The sequence below is a fragment of the Pseudoalteromonas sp. MM17-2 genome, assembly GCF_022347945.1.
In the GTDB taxonomy this organism is placed as follows: domain Bacteria; phylum Pseudomonadota; class Gammaproteobacteria; order Enterobacterales; family Alteromonadaceae; genus Pseudoalteromonas; species Pseudoalteromonas ruthenica.
In genome coordinates, this window is the sequence record NZ_JAKRFV010000044.1 from 1 (window position 1) to 2,678 (window position 2,678).

General features: G+C 45.4%; 2 protein-coding genes. One reads left to right on the top strand and one right to left on the bottom strand.

What is annotated here, in order from left to right; all coding sequences use genetic code 11:
• Positions 1–45: 45 nt before the first annotated feature.
• Positions 46–552 carry a hypothetical protein gene (locus MHM93_RS19245; protein WP_239450218.1) on the bottom strand — a complete coding sequence of 169 codons (507 nt, stop codon included), beginning with the start codon at positions 550–552 and terminating at the stop codon, positions 46–48.
• A gap of 189 nt (positions 553–741) precedes the next feature.
• Between MHM93_RS19245 and MHM93_RS19250 the strand changes: the two genes are divergently transcribed.
• On the top strand, positions 742–2,541 hold the full coding sequence (locus MHM93_RS19250) for a PKD domain-containing protein (RefSeq protein WP_239450219.1): 1,800 nt from the start codon (positions 742–744) through the stop codon (positions 2,539–2,541).
• Positions 2,542–2,678: the final 137 nt, after the last annotated feature.

A 2,678-nucleotide genomic window follows, 5' to 3' on the forward strand; every position in this document is an offset into this window, starting at 1 on the left:
AGGAAGTGTCTCGGTTACAAGCAGCCTGTCGTTGTGTTCAATGAATTACGCAATGCAGCCTAATTTAGCGAGTGGTGCACTTCGGACTTGAATTCGCGTTAACTGCTGAAGCTGTTTTAGGGGGGCGGCTGGTAATGTGAATGAGGTTTCTATATCAAGGTCGTTACTCGTATATTTGAAAACTGTTGATGATAAATAATCAATATTCTCTTTCGTTATTTTAAAACTATCACCGTAGCATTCAGTGACTGATGCGATTTGCGCAATTGCATCAATATTGGATGAGTTCGGATCACGTTTAAAGCTGACAGCCGTTTCCATGATACCCGCATCGGTATTGTCGGCGATATCTTGCAGTTTATGCAGCAGCTTTTCTTTAGTCTGTGTAATTAGCTCATCGTCACTGTATGACCCCATACGGCCTCGATATGTTACTTGTACAGATTGCGCCGAACCCTCGTCAACATCGCACTCACTGGCTCTGGAGTACACGCTGTGTGAATATGAAGAGCATGAATATACAACAGCTAATGCCAATAAGTACTTAACCATAACGGCAATCCCTTTTTATCAAAGTCAGTAATGTCTATCTTTTACACAGTGATAATTAAAGTCAATATATCTAGTATTTTTCAGATTTGAATTAGTATCAATAATTAATCATCTTATTGATACTGCAATGGAAACTAAAATAAATTTAATGCAGCATTCCTTTTATAGGAACTTTATAAGGATATAGAAATGTACAAAGGACTTGCTTTGTTTTGCCCATTATTTTGTTTAACGCTATCGGGGTGTGGAGGAAGCGACAGTAACAAGGATGCGACACCTGTTGTAGAGAACACCTCGCAATCGGCCAAGGCTCATGTTGCTGCGGTCACTCAGGCTCAGCGAGGACAACGAATACAGCTTGATGCGACCCAAAGTGTGATCCCTCGTGGCGGCAGTTTTTCTTGGCAATGGCACAGTGTGCCTGAAGATGGCGCAGTTGAACTCACTGACAAAGAGACGTTGAAGCCTACCTTTATACCCACTGTCGCGGGGACTTATCAGCTCAAGCTGGTGGTTGACGCTGGCAACAATAATAGCAGTGAAGTGCTAACCACCATTACTGTCGCTGACAGTAGCAATAATACTGCGCCGGTGGCGCGCTTTGAATTGGCGCAAACACATTTTGGTAAGAACGAAACTATTCATTTAGATGCTTCAGCAAGCTTCGATGCGGATAACGATACGCTAAATTATGAGTGGCAAGCACAGCCTCACAATAGCTCTGCCGAGTTTCAACTTAGTGCCCATACCGGCGTTCAGGCATTATTTAAGGCTCAATCAGCGGGTAAGTATACCATTCGCTTAATTGTTGATGACGGTGAGTTACAGCACAGCACCGAAGGCACAATTACTATTCAAGAACAATCCTTAGAGCCGGTGATTTCTGCCCCTAGCAGCGTAAAGGTGGGCACCGAAATTAAACTCAGCGCAGCGAATAGCAAGCTGTATGAAGGGGTGGGAATTACTTGGCAGTTAAAGAGTAAACCCCAAGGTAGCAGCGCTAAACTCTCTACTCACGATGCTGTTGAAGCGCTTTTCACTGCAGATGCCGCCGGTACTTACTTAGTACAACTAAGGCTCACGGCAAGCAGTGGAGAATATGTTGTGGCAACCAAAGAGATCACTGCAACAGCTGACAATGGCGCACCCTTTGTGCGGCTATTAAACACGCCAAGCTCAAGCAAAACCTATCAGCAAGTGACGCTCGATGGCTCAGCAACTACAGACCCTGATGGCGATACCTTAGACTTTTTATGGCAAATAGAAGCACCAGAAGGCGCCACATACAGTCTTGAAAATGAAACCAGCGCCAAAGCCACCTTTTTAGCGCAAGACCCAGGCGATTACAAAATAACGCTGCAGGCGTCTGATGGGGCTTTAACGAGCCAAAAGTCATTGATCCATCGTGTCACATCGTCTAATAGTGCGCCTAGTGCTCAAATCGAGCTATCATCGGGCCAAGTGAAGCTGTATAAAACAGCCTCTTTTATCGCCAAAGGCCAAGATCCAGATGGTGATGTACTCACTTACCAGTGGCAGTTGATAAATAAACCAGCACAAAGTGAGGCGCAGCTTAGCAATATAGAAAACAATGAAGTAAGCCTCACATTCGATAAGGCTGGTACCTATACGCTGAGCGTAACGGCCTCTGATGGTGAACTATCGAGCGAGCCTCATGTTATGTCGGTACAGGTTAAAGCGGGCACCAATCGCCAGCCCTATATTCTTGGCATGCAGGTATTGGATGAGCTTAAAGCGGATCAGCCCATTCGCTTGGTGGTTAACGCAGGCGATCCTGATGGCGACCCGCTGACTTACGAATGGCGAGTAGAGCCGCCAACAAATGCCACTGCCACCTTCTCATCGACAAGTGCAGCACAAACCACGATAATGGTCAGTGATCCAGGTTGGTATCTAGTTGAGGTCTATGCCGATGATGGCATAGTGCGTACGCCCTATCCGCATGCCAAGGTACTGATAGTCGAGTAGGCAAAGAAAAGGCGGGAACTCCCGCCTTTTTAAGTTAATCTGACCCGTCCTAAATAGCGTTGACACTTTTCAAACTTAATTTGGAGAGTGTAATGAAATCAAATAGCAAACGAACTCAACGAGATTATTCCCTCGCT

Excerpts from the sequence above, each read along its gene's own strand:
- MHM93_RS19245 (WP_239450218.1), bottom strand. The coding sequence starts at position 552 with ATGGTTAAGTACTTATTGGCATTAGCTGTTGTATATTCATGCTCTTCA.
- MHM93_RS19250 (WP_239450219.1), top strand. The coding sequence starts at position 742 with ATGTACAAAGGACTTGCTTTGTTTTGCCCATTATTTTGTTTAACGCTA.